17 protein-coding genes are annotated in these 16,392 nt (G+C 66.8%); 9 read left to right on the forward strand and 8 right to left on the reverse strand.

Features of this window, described 5'->3' with window-relative positions:
- The first annotated feature begins 46 nt into the window (after positions 1 to 46).
- Positions 47 to 1,195 carry a type IV pilus ATPase PilU gene (gene pilU / locus VQ065_RS02330; protein WP_003100959.1) on the forward strand — a complete coding sequence of 383 codons (1,149 nt, stop codon included), beginning with the start codon at positions 47 to 49 and terminating at the stop codon, positions 1,193 to 1,195.
- Between the two features lie 7 nt (positions 1,196 to 1,202).
- Here pilU and czcD read toward each other — a convergent pair whose 3' ends face one another.
- Positions 1,203 to 2,102, reverse strand: coding sequence for a CDF family zinc transporter CzcD (gene czcD / locus VQ065_RS02335; protein ID WP_003084557.1), 900 nt, complete (start codon positions 2,100 to 2,102; stop codon positions 1,203 to 1,205).
- Between the two features lie 154 nt (positions 2,103 to 2,256).
- On the opposite strand from czcD, the gene VQ065_RS02340 reads away from it, so the two are divergent.
- The 3 genes from VQ065_RS02340 (at position 2,257) to VQ065_RS02350 (ending at position 5,458) form a co-directional block, all read left to right on the forward strand.
- On the forward strand, positions 2,257 to 2,661 hold the full coding sequence (locus VQ065_RS02340) for an NINE protein (RefSeq protein ID WP_003084560.1): 405 nt from the start codon (positions 2,257 to 2,259) through the stop codon (positions 2,659 to 2,661).
- Between the two features lie 242 nt (positions 2,662 to 2,903).
- Complete coding sequence (locus tag VQ065_RS02345; RefSeq protein WP_003084562.1) at positions 2,904 to 4,277, forward strand: pyridoxal-phosphate dependent enzyme; 1,374 nt, start codon at positions 2,904 to 2,906, stop codon at positions 4,275 to 4,277.
- Positions 4,274 to 5,458, forward strand: coding sequence for a cystathionine gamma-synthase (locus tag VQ065_RS02350; protein ID WP_003084564.1), 1,185 nt, complete (start codon positions 4,274 to 4,276; stop codon positions 5,456 to 5,458). The genes VQ065_RS02345 and VQ065_RS02350 overlap by 4 nt, the downstream gene beginning before the upstream one ends.
- A gap of 227 nt (positions 5,459 to 5,685) precedes the next feature.
- Here the strand turns inward: VQ065_RS02350 and VQ065_RS02355 are convergent, their stop codons facing one another.
- The 7 genes from VQ065_RS02355 to gshB form a co-directional block, all read right to left on the reverse strand.
- A complete protein-coding gene (locus tag VQ065_RS02355; RefSeq protein ID WP_014604102.1) occupies positions 5,686 to 6,957 on the reverse strand; it encodes a dihydroorotase in 1,272 nt (423 codons plus the stop codon).
- Positions 6,954 to 7,958 carry an aspartate carbamoyltransferase catalytic subunit gene (locus VQ065_RS02360; RefSeq protein WP_003084569.1) on the reverse strand — a complete coding sequence of 335 codons (1,005 nt, stop codon included), beginning with the start codon at positions 7,956 to 7,958 and terminating at the stop codon, positions 6,954 to 6,956. Before VQ065_RS02360 ends, VQ065_RS02355 begins: the two co-directional genes overlap by 4 nt.
- Positions 7,959 to 7,981: 23 nt before the next feature.
- Positions 7,982 to 8,494, reverse strand: coding sequence for a bifunctional pyr operon transcriptional regulator/uracil phosphoribosyltransferase PyrR (gene pyrR, locus VQ065_RS02365; RefSeq protein ID WP_003084574.1), 513 nt, complete (start codon positions 8,492 to 8,494; stop codon positions 7,982 to 7,984).
- 111 nt (positions 8,495 to 8,605) lie between these two features.
- Entirely contained in the window at positions 8,606 to 9,040 is a 435-nt protein-coding gene (gene ruvX, locus VQ065_RS02370; protein ID WP_003084575.1) for a Holliday junction resolvase RuvX, read from the reverse strand.
- Positions 9,040 to 9,609 (reverse strand): YqgE/AlgH family protein, encoded by a 570-nt coding sequence (locus VQ065_RS02375; protein ID WP_003084577.1) that lies wholly within the window; start codon positions 9,607 to 9,609, stop codon positions 9,040 to 9,042. Before VQ065_RS02375 ends, ruvX begins: the two co-directional genes overlap by 1 nt.
- 48 nt (positions 9,610 to 9,657) lie before the next feature.
- Entirely contained in the window at positions 9,658 to 10,551 is an 894-nt protein-coding gene (locus tag VQ065_RS02380) for a TonB family protein (protein WP_003084580.1), read from the reverse strand.
- Positions 10,552 to 10,697: 146 nt separating this feature from the next.
- Positions 10,698 to 11,651, reverse strand: coding sequence for a glutathione synthase (gene gshB / locus VQ065_RS02385; RefSeq protein ID WP_003100943.1), 954 nt, complete (start codon positions 11,649 to 11,651; stop codon positions 10,698 to 10,700).
- Between the two features lie 254 nt (positions 11,652 to 11,905).
- On the opposite strand from gshB, the gene pilG reads away from it, so the two are divergent.
- From pilG to pilK, 5 genes are all read left to right on the forward strand, one after another.
- Complete coding sequence (gene pilG, locus VQ065_RS02390; RefSeq protein ID WP_003084583.1) at positions 11,906 to 12,313, forward strand: twitching motility response regulator PilG; 408 nt, start codon at positions 11,906 to 11,908, stop codon at positions 12,311 to 12,313.
- A 46-nt stretch (positions 12,314 to 12,359) separates the two neighbouring features.
- Positions 12,360 to 12,725, forward strand: a complete 366-nt coding sequence (gene pilH, locus VQ065_RS02395; protein WP_003084587.1) for a twitching motility response regulator PilH — start codon at positions 12,360 to 12,362, stop codon at positions 12,723 to 12,725.
- A 50-nt stretch (positions 12,726 to 12,775) separates the two neighbouring features.
- On the forward strand, positions 12,776 to 13,312 hold the full coding sequence (locus tag VQ065_RS02400; RefSeq protein WP_003084590.1) for a chemotaxis protein CheW: 537 nt from the start codon (positions 12,776 to 12,778) through the stop codon (positions 13,310 to 13,312).
- Positions 13,313 to 13,396: 84 nt separating this feature from the next.
- Positions 13,397 to 15,445 carry a chemotaxis chemoreceptor PilJ gene (pilJ, locus tag VQ065_RS02405; RefSeq protein WP_003084592.1) on the forward strand — a complete coding sequence of 683 codons (2,049 nt, stop codon included), beginning with the start codon at positions 13,397 to 13,399 and terminating at the stop codon, positions 15,443 to 15,445.
- 60 nt (positions 15,446 to 15,505) lie between these two features.
- Positions 15,506 to 16,381 carry a type 4 fimbrial methyltransferase PilK gene (gene pilK / locus VQ065_RS02410; protein WP_003084594.1) on the forward strand — a complete coding sequence of 292 codons (876 nt, stop codon included), beginning with the start codon at positions 15,506 to 15,508 and terminating at the stop codon, positions 16,379 to 16,381.
- Positions 16,382 to 16,392: the final 11 nt, after the last annotated feature.

Consider the following 16,392-nt stretch of genomic DNA (forward strand, 5'->3'; position numbering starts at 1 on the left):
CATCCGGCTCGCCGTCGCGGCGCGCCCCTGAGTGAGCGAGAACATCATGGAATTCGAAAAGCTGCTGCGCCTGATGGTGGAAAAGGGCGGCTCCGACCTGTTCATCACCGCCGGCGTACCGCCGTCGATGAAGGTCAACGGCCGGGTGATGCCGGTGACCAAGACGCCGCTGTCGCCGGAGCAGACCCGCGAGACCGTGCTAGGCGTGATGAACGAGCAGCAGCGCCGCGATTTCGCCGAGAACCATGAGTGCAACTTCGCCATCAGCGCCCGCGGCATCGGCCGCTTCCGGGTCAGTGCCTTCTACCAGCGCAACCTGGTGGGCATGGTATTGCGCCGGATCGAGACCAACATCCCGACCCTGGAAGAGCTGAAGCTCCCGGAAATCCTCAAGAAGCTGGCGCTGACCAAGCGCGGCCTGGTGATCTTCGTCGGCGCCACCGGCACCGGCAAGTCCACCTCGCTGGCGGCGATGATCGGCTACCGCAACAAGAATTCCACCGGGCACATCATCTCCATCGAGGACCCGATCGAGTACATCCACCAGCACCAGGGCTGCATCGTCACTCAGCGCGAGGTGGGGCTGGACACCGACTCCTTCGAGGTGGCGCTGAAGAACACCCTGCGCCAGGCGCCGGACGTGATCATGATCGGCGAGGTGCGCTCGCGGGAGACCATGGACCACGCCGTGGCCTTCGCCGAGACCGGCCACCTGTGCCTGGCGACCCTGCACGCGAACAACGCCAACCAGGCGCTGGAGCGGATCATCCACTTCTTCCCGGCCGACCGTCATGGCCAGGTGTGGATGGACCTGTCGCTGAACCTCAAGGCCATCGTCGCCCAGCAACTGGTGCCGACCCCCGACGGCAAGGGGCGGCGGGCGGTGATCGAGGTGCTGCTGAACACCCCGCTGGCCGCCGACCTGATCCGCAAGGGCGAGGTGCACGAGCTGAAGCCGCTGATGAAGCGCTCCACCGAGCAGGGCATGCAGACCTTCGACCAGGCGCTGTACCAGCTCTACACCCAGGGCGAGATCACCTACGAGGACGCCCTGGCCCACGCCGACTCGGCCAACGACCTGCGCCTGATGATCAAGCTCGGTTCGGAAAGCGACGCCGACCACCTGTCGAGCCTGACCCAGGGCCTGAGCCTGGAAATCACCGACGACGACCCTGCCGGCCGGCGCTTCCGCTGAACCGCCTTCAGTAGGCCAGCGGCTCCTCGGCCTGGGCGCAGGCCGAGGTTTCCAGTTGCAGGGTGCTGTGTTCGATCTCGTAGCGGTCGTGCAGCAGCGCCTTCACCGTTCCCAGCAGCGTCTCGGCGTCGACCAGGGCCGGGTCGTAGACCAGATGGCTAGTCAGGCTGATCTTGCCGCTGGTGATCGACCACACATGCAGGTCGTGCAGCCCGGTCACGCCGGGAATCCCCAGCAGCGCTTCGCGCAGCTCGGCCAACTGGATTTCCTTCGGCACCCCTTCGAGCAACACATGCAGGCTCTCGCGCAGCAGGATCCAGGTGCGCGGCAGGACCCAGAAACCGATCAGCACCGCCACCAGCGAGTCGACCCAGGCCCAGCCGGTGAAACGGATCACGATCGCGGCGACGATCACCCCCAGCGAGCCGAGCATGTCGCTCCAGACCTCCAGGTAGGCGCCCTTGACGTTCAGGCTGTTGCCCTGGGCCGGCGCCAGCAGGCGCATGCTGGCCAGGTTCACCAGCAGACCGAGCACGGCGATCACCAGCATGCCCACGGACTGGATCTCCGCCGGCTGGTTGAGCCGCTCGTAGGCCGCGTAGAGGATATAGAAGGCCACGCCGAACAGCAGGAAGGCGTTGAACGCCGCGGCGAGGATCTCGAAGCGGTGGTAGCCGTAGGTCAGGCGATCGTTGGTCGGGCGCCTGGCGATGTTGATCGCGGCCAGGGCGATGGCCAGGGCCACGGCGTCGGTGAGCATGTGCGCGGCATCGGAGATCAGCGCCAGGCTGCCGGTGAGGATGCCGCCGACGACCTCGGCGACGAGGAAGCTTCCGGTCAGCAGCAACGCCCATTTCAGGCGGGTCGAGTTGGTCTGGGCGAAGCTGTGCTCGTGTCCGGCGCTCATGGCGGCTCCTGTGGGGCGGTGGCGGCAGCACCAGCCTACAGGATAGGCAATTGCAAAACTGTCATGCGCCGGGCCGCTCTGGCGCGGCGTCCGCCGCTCCGCTAACCTGCGGCTCAGGCGCGGCCGCAGCCGCGCACGGAACGAGGGGGGACGCATGACTCAACAGCACGACACCCATAGCAAGGCCATCGGCTACCTGCTGTGGATCTTCGGTTTCACCGGTTCGCACCGCTTCTATTACGGCAAGCCGATCACCGGGACGATCTGGTTCTTCACCTTCGGCCTGTTCTTCATCGGCTGGATCATCGACCTGTTCCTCATCCCGTCGATGGACCGCGAGGCCGACCGGCGCTTCCAGGGCGGCAACCTGGACTACAACGTGGCCTGGATCCTGCTGACCTTCCTCGGCGTGCTCGGCGTGCACAGGATGTACATGGGCAAGTGGATCACCGGGATCATCTACCTGTTCACCGGCGGCCTGTTCTTCCTCGGCGTGCTCTACGACTTCTGGACCCTCAACGGACAGGTGTCCGAGCGCAACGGGCCGCAGCGCATCTGAGGCTCGTCGCCAGGTGCGAGAAGCCCGCCATCCGGCGGGCTTTTTCATGGGTGGCGCCACGGTCGGCAGGGAATTCCTCCGGCGGGACTTAAGGAACCAAAGGTTCTAACGTTCTACCTGTAGGTTATTGGCGCCCGCGCGCGCCAGCCCCTATGGTCTGCAAGCCCCAGAACGGATAGGTGCAATGGCTCACGAGGCCGCGCACCGTATCGCTCCGTGCGGAAACACCGAAAGGAGAAAAGATGACTTCCGACTCACGTCCCGCCGTGCTCGACCTGATCGGCAACACCCCGCTGGTTCGCGTGACGCGCTTCGATACCGGCCCCTGCACCCTGTTCCTCAAGCTCGAATCGCAGAACCCCGGCGGCTCCATCAAGGATCGCATCGGTGTCGCCATGATCGAGGCCGCCGAGCGTGACGGCCGCCTGCGGCCCGGTGGCACCATCGTCGAGGCCACCGCCGGCAACACCGGTCTCGGCCTGGCCCTGGTCGGTCGCGCCAAGGGCTACCGGGTGGTGCTGGTGGTGCCGGACAAGATGTCCACCGAGAAGGTCCTGCACCTGCGCGCCATGGGCGCCGAGGTGCACATCACCCGCTCGGACGTCGGCAAGGGCCATCCGGAGTACTACCAGGACGTTGCCGCGCGCCTGGCGCAGGATATTCCCGGCGCCTTCTTCGCCGACCAGTTCAACAACCCGGCCAACCCGCTGGCCCACGAGTGCGGCACCGGCCCGGAGCTCTGGGCGCAGACCGGCCACGATCTCGACGCCATCGTCGTCGGCGTCGGCTCCTCCGGTACCCTGACCGGCCTTACCCGGTTCTTCCAGAAGGTCCAGCCGGAGCTGGAGATGGTGCTCGCCGACCCCGAAGGCTCGATCATGGCCGAGTACTCCCGCTCCGGCACCCTGGGTACGCCGGGGTCCTGGGCAGTGGAGGGCATCGGCGAGGACTTCGTACCGGCCATCGCCGACCTCTCCAGCGTGCGCCATGCCTATTCCATCAGCGACGAGGAAAGCTTCGCCATGGCCCGCGAACTGTTGCGCGTCGAGGGCATTCCCGGCGGCTCCTCCACCGGCACCCTGCTGGCCGCGGCGCTGCGCTTCTGCCGCGAGCAGAAGGAGCCGAAGCGGGTGGTCAGCTTCGTCTGCGACACCGGCACCCGCTACCTGTCGAAGATCTACAACGACCAGTGGATGACCGACCAGGGCCTGCTGCAACGCAAGCACTACGGCGACCTGCGCGACATCATCGCGCGGCGCTTCGAGGAGGGCCGGGTGATCAGCGTCGGTCCGGACGACACCCTGCTCACCGCCTTCCAGCGCATGCGCCTGGCCGACGTTTCGCAATTGCCGGTGCTGGACGATGGAAAACTGGTCGGTGTGATCGACGAGTCGGATATCCTGCTCGGTGTCCACGCCGACGCGCCACGCTTCCGCGATGCGGTAAGCAGCGCGATGAACGCCGCGCCGGAGACCCTCGCGCCCGGCGCCAGCCTGGCCCAGTTGCAGGCGGTCCTGGACCGCGGCCTGGTGGCGATCGTCGCCGACGCCAGCGGCTTCCACGGCCTGATCACCCGTTTCGACCTGTTGAACCATTTGCGGAGAAAGCTCGCATGAGCCAGCACGACCAGCATCCCGACGCCCCGGCCCAGGCCTTCGCGACCCGGGTCATCCACGCCGGGCAGGCCCCCGATCCCTCGACCGGCGCGATCATGCCGCCGATCTATGCCAACTCCACCTACATCCAGGAAAGCCCCGGGGTACACAAGGGGCTCGACTACGGCCGCTCGCACAACCCGACCCGCTGGGCCCTGGAGCGCTGCGTGGCCGACCTCGAGGGCGGCGCCCAGGCCTTCGCCTTCGCCTCCGGCCTGGCGGCGATCTCCTCGGTGCTGGAGCTGCTCGACGCCGGTTCCCACATCGTTTCCGGCAATGACCTCTACGGCGGTACCTTCCGCCTGTTCGAGCGGGTCCGCCGGCGCAGCGCCGGGCATCGCTTCAGCTTCGTCGACCCGACCGACCTGCAGGCCTTCGAGGCCGCGCTGACCCCGGAAACCCGCATGGTCTGGGTGGAAACCCCGAGCAACCCGCTGCTGCGCCTCACCGACCTGCGCGCCATCGCCCAGCTCTGCCGCGCCCGCGGCATCATCAGCGTGGCCGACAACACCTTCGCCAGCCCCTACATCCAGCGCCCCCTGGAACTGGGCTTCGACGTGGTGGTGCACTCCACCACCAAGTACCTGAACGGCCATTCCGACGTGATCGGCGGCATCGCCATCGTCGGCGACAACCCGGACCTGCGCGAGCGCCTGGGCTTCCTGCAGAACTCGGTGGGCGCCATCTCCGGGCCGTTCGACGCCTTCCTCACCCTGCGCGGGGTGAAGACCCTGGCGCTGCGCATGGAGCGCCATTGCAGCAACGCCCTGGCCCTGGCCCAGTGGCTGGAGCGCCAGCCGCAGGTGGCGCGGGTCTACTACCCCGGCCTGGCTTCGCACCCGCAGCATGAGCTGGCGAAACGGCAGATGCGTGGCTTCGGCGGGATGATCTCCCTCGACCTGCGCTGCGACCTGGTCGGCGCCCGGCGCTTCCTGGAGAACGTGCGGATCTTCTCCCTGGCGGAAAGCCTGGGCGGGGTGGAAAGCCTGATCGAGCATCCGGCGATCATGACCCACGCCAGCATCCCGGCGGAAACCCGCGCCGACCTGGGCATCGGTGACTCGCTGATCCGCCTGTCGGTGGGCGTCGAGGCGCTGGAGGACCTGCAGGCCGACCTGGCGCAGGCGCTGGCGAAGATCTGAGGCTCCGCAGGGAGCGGCGCCGACCGGCGCGGCTGCTGGCCATCGGGTGTTCCCGGCGAGCATGCCTCGGCGGATAACGCTCCGCGTTATTCGCCCTGCCGTTAAGGCGGGTTGGTGGCAGAGGCTGGGATAGGGCGCCCGCCCCGGCAATGGATACGCCCCCCGGAATCGCGAACGCGAAGATGAAAAAGCCCGCCGGATGGCGGGCTTTTTCGTGGTGGCAGGGATCAGCCCTCGTGGGTCAGGTGTCCGTCCACCAGGGTGTAACGCACTCGTCCCGGCAGGCAGTGACCGACGAACGGGCTGTTCTGCCCCTTCGAGTACCAGCTCTCACCGGCCAGGGTCGAACCCTGCGGGTCGAACAGCACCAGGTCGGCGGCCTGGCCCACCGCCAGGCGCCCGGCAGGCAGGCGCAGCGCCTGGGCCGGGCCGTGGGAGAGGCGGGCGAGCAGGGTCGGCAGGTCGAGCAGGCCGTCCTGCACCAGCGTCATCGCCAGCGGCAGCAGCAGCTCGGCGCCGCTGATGCCCGGCTCGGTGGCGGCGAACGGCGCGTTCTTGGCGTCCGCCTCGTGGGGTTGGTGGTGGCTGGCGATGGCTTGTACCACGCCGTTCTTCACCGCCTCGCGCAGGGCTTCGCGGTCGGCCTTGGTGCGCAGCGGCGGTTGCACGTGGTAGAGGCTGGAGAAGCCCACCAGTGCTTCGTCGGTGAGGATCAACTGGTACAGCGCCACGTCGCAGGTCACCGGCAGGCCACGGGCCTGGGCCTGGGCGACGAGTTCGATGCCGCGGGCGCTGGTCAACTGGCTGAAGTGCGCGCGCACGCCGCTCTGTTCCACCAGCAGCAGGTTGCGGGCCAGGGCCACGGTCTCGGCGGTTTCCGGGATCCCCGCGAGGCCGAGGAAGCTGGCGGTCGGGCCTTCGTGGGCGAGGCCGCCTTCGGCGAGATCGGTGTCCTGCGAGGTGAAGATCACCGTCAGGTCGAAGGTCGCCGCGTACTCCAGGGCGCGCCGCAGGATGCGGTTGCTGGCGAAGCCATGCAGGCCATTGGTGAAGGCCACGCAACCGGTGTCGCGCAGGGCCACCAGTTCCGACAGTTGCTCGCCGCCGAAGCCGCGGGTCAGCGCGCCGATGGGGTAGACCTTGGCGTTGCCGGCCTCACGGGCGCGGTCGAGGATCAGCTCGGCCACCGCCGGGGTGTCCAGCACCGGCCGGGTGTAGGGCGGGCAGCACAGGCTGGTGGTGCCGCCGGCCGCGGCGGCGCGGGTCTCGCTTTCGACGTTGCCCTTGCGTCCGTAGCCCGGCTCGCGCAGGGCGACGCTGAGGTCGACCAGTCCCGGCGCGGCCACCAGGCCGACGCCGTCGAGGGTCTTCTGAGCGCTGAAGCCGGCCGGCGCGGCGCCGATGGCGACGATCTTGCCGGCCTCGATGTGGAGGTCGCCGACCTGGTCCAGGCCGCTGGCCGGGTCGATGACGCGGGCGCCTCGGATACTGATGGTCATTCGGCGTCCTCCTGTTCCAGCTGGCGTTGGGTGTTCTGGCCGCTCATGGCCATGGACAGCACCGCCATGCGGATGGCGATGCCGTAGGTGACCTGGTTGAGGATCACCGACTGGGCACCGTCGGCCACCGCCGACTCGATCTCCACGCCGCGGTTGATCGGGCCAGGGTGCATGACGATGGCATCCGGCTTGGCCAGCTTCAGGCGCTTCTCGGTCAGGCCGTAGAGCTTGAAGAACTCGCCCTCGCTGGGTAGCAGGCCACCCTGCATGCGCTCGCGTTGCAGGCGCAGCATGATCACCACGTCGACGTCCTTCAGGCCTTCGTCGGCGTTGGTGAACACGCGCACGCCGTACTGCTCTTCCAGTCCGATCGGCAGCAGGGTGCGCGGGGCGATCACGCGGATGTCCGGGCAACCCAGGGTCTTGAGCGCCAGCATGTTCGAACGGGCTACTCGCGAATGCAGGATATCGCCGACGATCGCCACCGATAGCTGCTCGAAGTTCCCTTTGTGCCGGCGGATGGTCAGCATGTCGAGCATCCCCTGGGTGGGGTGCGCGTGGCGGCCGTCGCCGCCGTTGATCACCGCCACGTTGGGGCTGACGTGCTCGGCGATGAAGTGCGCCGCGCCCGAGTCGCTGTGGCGCACCACGAACATGTCGGCGGCCATCGCCTCCAGGTTGCGCAGGGTGTCGGTGAGCGTCTCGCCCTTGCTGGTGGAAGAGGTGGATACGTTCAGGCTGATCACGTCGGCCGACAGCCGCTGGGCGGCCAGCTCGAAGGTGGTGCGGGTGCGCGTGGAGTTCTCGAAGAACACGTTGCAGACGGTCTTGCCGCGCAGCAGCGGGACCTTTTTCACCGCGCGGGCGCCGACCTCCAGGAAGGAATCGGCGGTATCGAGGATTTCGGTGAGCAGCTCGCGGGGCAATCCGTCGAGCGAGATGAAGTGGCGCAGCTGGCCCTGGTCGTTGAGCTGCAGCGGGCGCTTGGCGTCTGTCGGCATGGGGCAGGCCCTAGTGAAGAGGATCAGGAAGCGGAGGAAAGGACCTTGCGCTCGAGGGCGAGCGGTGCGGGACCGACCAATTTTACCCGTTCATCGCGACCCAGGGACAGGGTCTGGCCGACCACGTCGGGGCGGATAGGCAACTCCCGGGCGTTCAGGTCGAGCAGGCAGACCAGGGTCACGCTGGCCGGACGGCCGTAGTCGAACAGTTCGTTGAGCGCGGCGCGGATGGTGCGGCCGCTCATCAGCACGTCGTCCACCAGGACCAGGTGCTGGCCGTCGATCTCGAACGGCAGCGCCGACGGGCGGACCTGCGGATGCAGGCCGTTCTGGGTGAAGTCGTCGCGGTAGAAGGAGACGTCGAGGGTGCCCAGCGGCTCTTGGTTGCCCAGTTCCCTCAGCAGCGCCTCGGCGACCCAGATGCCGCCGGTATGGATGCCGACGAAGCGCGGCCGCTCGATGCCGCGCTCGGCGAGATGGGCGCGCAGGTCGCTGGCCATGCGCGGCAGGAGTTCGGCGGGATTGGGTAGGCTCATGGTGGCTCCTCGCTGACATCGATGGGATGGCCGCCGGGAGAGCCCGCTGTAGGGAGGCGCCCGCGGTGGCGAAAGCATAATGGCAACCGGCGGCGTGCCGGCTGCCATGGGTCAATCCGGGTGTTCGGCCAGCCAGCCTTCCAGCAGCAGGGCGGCGGCCAGGGCGTCCACCGGTCGCTCGCGGTAGCCGTCGCGCTGGCCCTGGGCCAGGCGCTCGCCCTTGGCGGCATAGGTCGTGAGGCGTTCGTCGTGGGTAAAGACCGGCAGGTTGAAACGGCCGTTGAGGCGGCGGCCGAACTTTTCCGCGCGCTCGCTCATCTCGCTTGGGCTGCCGTCCATGTTCAGCGGCAGGCCGACGACGATGGCGTCCGGCTGCCATTCCTTGATCAGCGCTTCCACCCGGTTCCAGTCCGGCACGCCGTTCTGCGCCTTCAATACGCACAGCTCGCGGGCCTGGCCGGTCACCGCCTGGCCGACGGCGACGCCGATCTGCCGGGTGCCGTAGTCGAAGCCCAGCAGCAGGCGCAGCGGCTTGTCGCTGGCCATCAGGCGTGACCGGCCTGGGCGGTGAGCAGGCTGAGGTTGACGCCCAGGCGCGCGGCGGCGGCGCTGAGGCGCTCCTCGGCCGGCAGGTCGAAGAGAATCGCCGGGTCCGCCGGGCAGGTCAGCCAGGCGTTGTCGCTCAGCTCGGCCTCCAGCTGGCCGGCTTCCCAGCCGGCATAGCCGAGGCTGATCAGGCTCTTTTCCGGGCCGGTGCCGGCGGCGATGGCGAACAGCACGTCCTGCGAGGTGGACATCGCCAGCTCGCCCAGTTCCAGAGTCGACTGGTAGCTCAGGCCGCTGGGGTGGAGGACGAAGCCGCGGTCGGTCTGCACCGGGCCGCCGTTGTAGATGTCGATGTGCTGGCAGCGCGCCGGCGGCAGGGCGTCCGGCTTGAGCTGTTCGAGGACTTCCGCCAGGTTGAGGCCGCTGGGACGGTTGATCACCAGGCCCATGGCGCCCTGCTCGTTGTGTTCGACCAGGTAGGTCACGGTCTGGGCGAAATTGGGGTCGGCCATGTGCGGCATGGCGATCAGGAAATGATGCTTGAGGTAGGTTGGGCTGCTCTGTTTCATGGCCGCTAGTGTCCTGCTTCGGACGCGAGAAAGCCAGCCTTGCCGGCGCTACTTGCTGGACAGCCGGTCGCCGCGTTCGAAGCGCCAGGTACGGATGATCTCCAGCCGGTCGATGTCGGCCAGGTCGCCGCTGAACGGCGCATAGGGCGCGGCCAGGCGGACGATGCGCTGGGCGGCCTGGTCGAGGATCGGCTCGCCGGAAGACTCCAGCACCTGCACCTCGTAGATGGTGCCGTCGCGGTTGATCGACACCAGCAGCCGCAGGCTGCCGTAGAGCTTCTGCCGACGGGCCTCGTCGGGGTAGTTGAGGTTGCCGATGCGTTCGATCTTCTTGCGCCAGTCTTCCTTGTACCAGGCGCCTTTGTCGCGCATGGTCGACGCGGCGCTCAGGCGGTGGATGCGCGGGCGCTTGGCGTAGGCCTGCTGCTCCTTGGCCAGGTCGGCCTCGAGGCTGGCGATTTCCGCCGACAGCTGGGTTGAGTCGAAATGCGGCGCCGGCTTGGCGACCTGCTCGGCCTTCTGTGCCTGGGTCTTGCTCGGTGCCTTCTGCTGGCGCTGGCGGGTGGTGGTCACCGCGGCCTTGGGCGCCTCTTCGCTCCTGGCCTGCTTCGGCGTAGCCGGCGGCGCGACTTTCTTCACCTGGTTGTCCTGGAACGGCGCGACCTCGGTGGTCTTCGGCGCGGCCTTGTGCTCCAGGGTTCCGCTGCCCTGCTGGTTCATCTGCGCGAGGTAGTCGGCCTTCTCCGGCGCCTTGTCGCTCTTGAAGGTGGCCAGGGTGATTTCCAGGGTCTTGCTGATCTGGCTCGGCGCGGGCATGGAGAAACCCACCCCGAGGATGAAGGCGACGTGCAGGATGGCTGCGATGAACAGGGTGAAGCCCAAACGGTCCGCCGGGCGGACGCCGGCAGCGGCGGAGGGGGACTTGAGGACGGCGGCGTTCATTGCGGATCGTGGTGGCTGGCGTGGGGCGAAGTCTGCCGATGGGGGGCGGAAAAGTCTATGACGCACTCCGCGCCTTGGACACGCGGTCGCTCGCCGTGGCGCATCGGCCGGGCCGAGACGGGCGGACCGAGGCCCGCCCGCGCGATTCAGCGGGCAGCCAGCTGGGCGGCGATGGCGTCCATCAGCTTGTCGCCGATTCGGGTGTCGAAGGCCTGGTCGATCTCGCGGATGCAGGTCGGGCTGGTGACGTTGATTTCCGTCAGATAATCGCCGATCACGTCGAGGCCGACGAACAGCAGGCCGCGCTCGCGCAGGTGCGGGCCGACCTCGGCGGCGATCCAGCGGTCGCGCTCGCTCAGCGGCTGGGCCACGCCGCGGCCGCCGGCGGCGAGGTTGCCGCGGGTCTCGCCCTGGGCGGGGATGCGCGCCAGGCAGTAGGGCACCGGTTCGCCGTCGATCATCAGGATGCGCTTGTCGCCGTCCTTGATTTCCGGCAGATAGCGCTGCGCCATGATCTGCTGGCTGCCATGCTGGGTGAGGGTCTCGAGGATCACCGAGAGGTTCGGGTCGCCTTCGCGGTGACGAAATATCGACGAACCGCCCATTCCGTCCAGGGGTTTGAGAATGATGTCACGATGCTCGGCGGCAAACTCGCGCAGAATATCGGATCGCCGGCTGACCATCGTCGGCGGAGTGCACTGGGTGAACTGCGTGGCGAAGAACTTCTCGTTGCAGTCGCGCAGGCTCTGCGGCCGGTTCACCACCAGGGCGCCGGCACGCTCGGCCTGTTCCAGCAGGTAGGTCGAATAGACGAATTCGTTATCGAAGGGTGGGTCCTTGCGCATCAGGATCACGTCCAGTTCGTGCAGCGGTTGGTCGCTTTCCGCTTCCAGTTCGAACCAGCGGGAGGCATCGTTGAAGACCTTCAGCGGGCGCATGCGTCCACGCGCGACGCCGGCCTTCTGGTAGAGGTCCTGCTGTTCCATGTAGAACAGCGACCAGCCGCGGGCCTGGGCAGCCAGCAGCATGGCGAGCGAGCTGTCCTTCTTGAAGTTGATGCGCGCGATGGGGTCCATGACGATCCCGAGGCGTACGCTCATGGGAATTCCTCCGAAAGGGGGTGGGTTGTCCGGTCGCGGCGGGGAGGCCGCGTGGCAAGCGGGTTTGACGCTCAGGTTGGCGCCCCGTTTGCGCTTGGTCAAGGAAAAAGCCGGCCTGTTCCGGGCATTATGGATAGAGTTGCGTCGAGTGTGCTAAAAAGGCCCGCGATTGGGTCGCAGCCCGTCGGTGACAGGGCGTTAGCGCACTGAAGAAAACACAGAAGAATGATTCACCGAGTCGATATAGGGCGAACATGGAACAGCAATCCGACGGTTTGAAAGTGATGGTGATCGACGATTCGAAAACGATTCGTCGCACCGCCGAAACACTGCTGAAAAAGGTCGGTTGCGACGTGATCACGGCAATCGACGGCTTCGATGCCCTGGCGAAGATCGCCGATACCCATCCGAACATCATTTTCGTCGACATCATGATGCCGCGCCTGGATGGCTATCAGACCTGCGCCCTGATCAAGAACAACAGCGCGTTCAAGTCCACCCCGGTGATCATGCTGTCCTCCAAGGACGGCCTGTTCGACAAGGCCAAGGGGCGCATCGTCGGCTCCGACCAGTACCTCACCAAGCCGTTCAGCAAGGAAGAGCTGCTGGGCGCGATCAAGGCACACGTACCCAGCTTCACCCCGGTGGACGCCGTTTCCTGATATCCGGCCGCATGGCCGTTGATGCTTATTTCGTGATGGGGATCCCATGGCTCGTATTTTGATTGTTGATGACTCTCCGACCGAGATGTACAAGCTGACCGCCATGCTGGAAAAGCATGGTCACCAGGTACTCAAGGCCGAGAACGGCGGCGACGGCGTCGCCCTGGCCCGCCAGGAAAAGCCCGACGTGGTCCTGATGGACATCGTCATGCCCGGCCTCAACGGCTTCCAGGCGACCCGTCAGTTGACCAAGGACGCCGAGACCAGCGCCATCCCGGTGATCATCGTCACCACCAAGGACCAGGAGACCGACAAGGTCTGGGGCAAGCGCCAGGGCGCTCGCGACTACCTGACCAAGCCGGTGGACGAAGAGACCCTGCTGAAAACCATCAATGCGGTGCTGGCGGGCTGAGCCCGTCGCAGCGCATCGCTCACCCTGACCCCGGAAAGACCAGGCCCCGCATGTCGGACGTTCAGACCCCCTTCCAGCTCCTCGTCGACATCGATCAGCGCTGCCGACGCCTGGCCGCCGGCCTGCCGGCCCAGCAGGAGGCGGTGCAGAGCTGGAGCGGGATCGGCTTCCGCATGGGCGGGCGGTTCTTCGTCGCCCCCATGGGTGAGGTCGGCGAAGTCCTGCACGAACCGCGCTACACCCAGCTGCCGGGCGTGAAGACCTGGGTCAAGGGGGTGGCCAACGTACGTGGCCGCCTGCTGCCGATCATGGACCTCTGCGGTTTCCTCGGCACCGAACTGTCGCCCTTGCGCAAGCAGCGGCGGGTGCTGGTGGTGGAGCACCTGGACGTGTTCGCCGGCCTCATCGTCGATGAGGTGTTCGGCATGCAGCACTTCCCGGTGGACACCTTCAGCGAACAGCTGCCGCCACTAGAAGCGGCACTGCAACCCTTCATTCATGGCGTCTTCCATCGAGAGCAGCCGTGGCTGGTGTTCAGCCCGCATGCGCTGGCGCAACACCAGGGCTTCCTCGACGTCGCCGTATAAACAGCTTCACCGGTTGGGCCGGTCTGCCGGCCCGTGTCGTGACATGGAAATCGTAATCGTGGTCGGTCCGGGCGGGGGCCAAATATGAAGAAAATCAACGCAGGCAATCTTTTCGCGGGCATGCGCAGCAGCTCGGTGATCGCGGGGCTGTTCATCGTCCTCATCGTCTCGATCGTGTTGCTGTTCGCCAACTTTGCCTACCTCAACACCCAGTCGAACCATGACAAGCAGTACATCGGCCATGCCGGCGAACTGCGCGTCCTGTCGCAGCGGATCGCGAAGAACGCCACCGAAGCGGCGGCGGGCAAGGGCGAGGCGTTCAAGCTCCTGAAGGATGCGCGCAACGACTTCGAGAAACGCTGGAACATCCTGGTCAACGGCGACGAGAGCACATCCCTGCCGCCCAGCCCCGAAGCGGTGAAGCCGCAGATGGACGTGGTGCAGCAGGACTGGGACGGCCTGCGCAAGAACGCCGACTCCATCCTCGCCAGCGAACAGACCGTACTGTCCCTGCACCAGGTGGCCTCGACCCTCGCCGAAACCATCCCGCAGCTGCAGGTGGAATACGAAGAGGTGGTCGACATCCTGCTGGAGAACGGTGCCCCGGCCGACCAGGTCGCGGTCGCCCAGCGCCAGTCGCTGCTCGCCGAACGTATCCTCGGCTCGGTGAACAAGGTGCTGGCCGGCGACGAGAACTCGGTGCAGGCCGCCGACAGCTTCGGCCGCGACGCCAGCCTGTTCGGCCGCGTACTGAAGGGCATGCAGGAAGGCAACGCGGCGATGAGCATCTCCAAGGTGACCAACGCCGAGGCGGTGGATCGCCTGAACGAGATCGCCGAACTCTTCGAGTTCGTCTCCGGTTCGGTGGACGAGATCCTCGAGACCTCGCCCGACCTGTTCCAGGTCCGGGAAGCGGCGAACAACATCTTCAGCGTTTCGCAGACCCTGCTGGACAAGGCTTCGCAACTGGCCGACGGCTTCGAGAACCTGGCCGGCGGGCGTAGCATCAACCTGTTCGCCGGTTACGTCCTCGGCGCCCTGGCCCTGGCCTCGATCATCCTGATCGGCCTGGTGATGGTGCGCGAGACCAACCGCCGGCTGGCCGAGACCGCCGAGAAGAACGACCGCAACCAGGCCGCGATCCTGCGTCTGCTCGACGAGATCGCCGACCTCGCGGACGGCGACCTGACCGTGGCCGCGACCGTGACCGAGGACTTCACCGGCGCCATCGCCGACTCGATCAACTACTCCATCGACCAGCTCCGCGAACTGGTGGAGACCATCAACCAGACCGCCGTGCAGGTGGCCGCAGCGGCCCAGGAAACCCAGTCCACCGCGATGCACCTGGCCGAAGCCTCCGAGCACCAGGCGCAGGAAATCGCCGGCGCCTCGGCGGCGATCAACGAAATGGCGGTGTCGATCGACCAGGTATCGGCGAACGCCTCGGAATCCTCGGCGGTAGCGGAACGTTCGGTAGCCATTGCCAACAAGGGCAACGAGGTGGTGCACAACACCATCACCGGCATGGACAACATCCGCGAGCAGATCCAGGACACCTCGAAGCGAATCAAGCGCCTCGGCGAATCGTCCCAGGAGATCGGCGACATCGTCAGCCTGATCAACGACATCGCCGACCAGACCAACATCCTCGCCCTGAACGCCGCGATCCAGGCGTCGATGGCCGGGGACGCGGGCCGCGGCTTCGCCGTGGTAGCGGACGAGGTACAGCGACTGGCGGAACGTTCCTCGGCGGCGACCAAGCAGATCGAGGCGCTGGTGAAGACCATCCAGACCGACACCAACGAAGCGGTGATCTCGATGGAGCAGACCACCTCCGAGGTGGTCCGCGGCGCGCGCCTGGCCCAGGACGCCGGTGTGGCCCTGGAGGAGATCGAGAAGGTATCCAAGACCCTCGCGGCACTGATCCAGAACATCTCCAACGCCGCCCGTCAGCAGGCATCGTCGGCCGGCCACATTTCCAACACCATGAACGTCATTCAGGAGATCACCTCGCAGACCTCCGCCGGTACCACCGCCACCGCGCGGAGCATCGGCAACCTGGCGAAGATGGCGAGCGAGATGCGCAACTCGGTATCCGGCTTCAAACTGCCGGAGGGCGTGGAGCAGGCCTGAGCATAGGCGCGGCGGCCGCCTGGCGGGCGCCGCGTCGACACCTTGGACGAGGGGCACGGCATGCAGGCGAACGGCGTCTGGTCACTGCAGCCGCTGGCCGATATGTCGGCAGCGGAGTTCCGCGACTGGCAGGTCCTGTTGGAGAACCGCACCGGCGTGGTGCTCAACGAGCAGCGCCGGACGTTCCTGCAGGCCAGCCTGACCGCGCGCATGCGTGAACTGGGCATCGGCGACTACCACAGCTACTACCGCCAGGTGACCGACGGTCCGCGTGGCGCAGTGGAGTGGGCGACCCTGCTGGACCGCCTGACCGTCCAGGAAACCCGTTTTTTCCGTCATCCCCCGTCTTTCGAGCTGCTCGAGCGCTACCTGGGCGAGCGCCTGCGCCGCGAAGGCATGCCGCGGCCCTGGGCCCTGTGGAGCGTCGGCTGCTCCAGCGGCGAGGAACCCTACTCGCTGGCGATGTGCGCCGCGCAGGCGTTGCGCGGGCAGGAACGGGAAGATTTTTTCGGCGTCACCGGGACGGATATCAGCCTTCACGCCCTGCAGCGGGCGCGGCAGGCGAACTATCCGGCCCGCAAGCTGGAGCAACTGGAGGCCGGACTGGTCGAACGCTATTGCGAACGCCAGGCCGACGGCAGCTTCAGCGTGAAAACGATACTGACCGAGCGCGTCTGCTGCGCCCGGCTGAATGTGCTGGACCTGGCGAAGGCGCCCTGGTCCGGCATGGACGTGATTTTTTGTCAGAACCTGCTGATCTACTTCCGTCGCTGGCGACGGCGCGAGATCCTCAACCGGTTGGCCGAACGGCTGGCGCCGGGAGGCTTGCTGGTGATCGGGGTCGGCGAAGTGGTCGACTGGAGCCATCCGGAGCTCGAGCCGGTCGCCGACGAGCGGGTCCTGGCCTTTACCCGTAAGGGGTACTCAGGCACATGAATGGAGTGGCT

Origin of the sequence: Pseudomonas sp. KBN10P06128 (genome assembly GCF_037574945.1) — a bacterium.
Lineage (GTDB): Bacteria > Pseudomonadota > Gammaproteobacteria > Pseudomonadales > Pseudomonadaceae > Pseudomonas > Pseudomonas aeruginosa.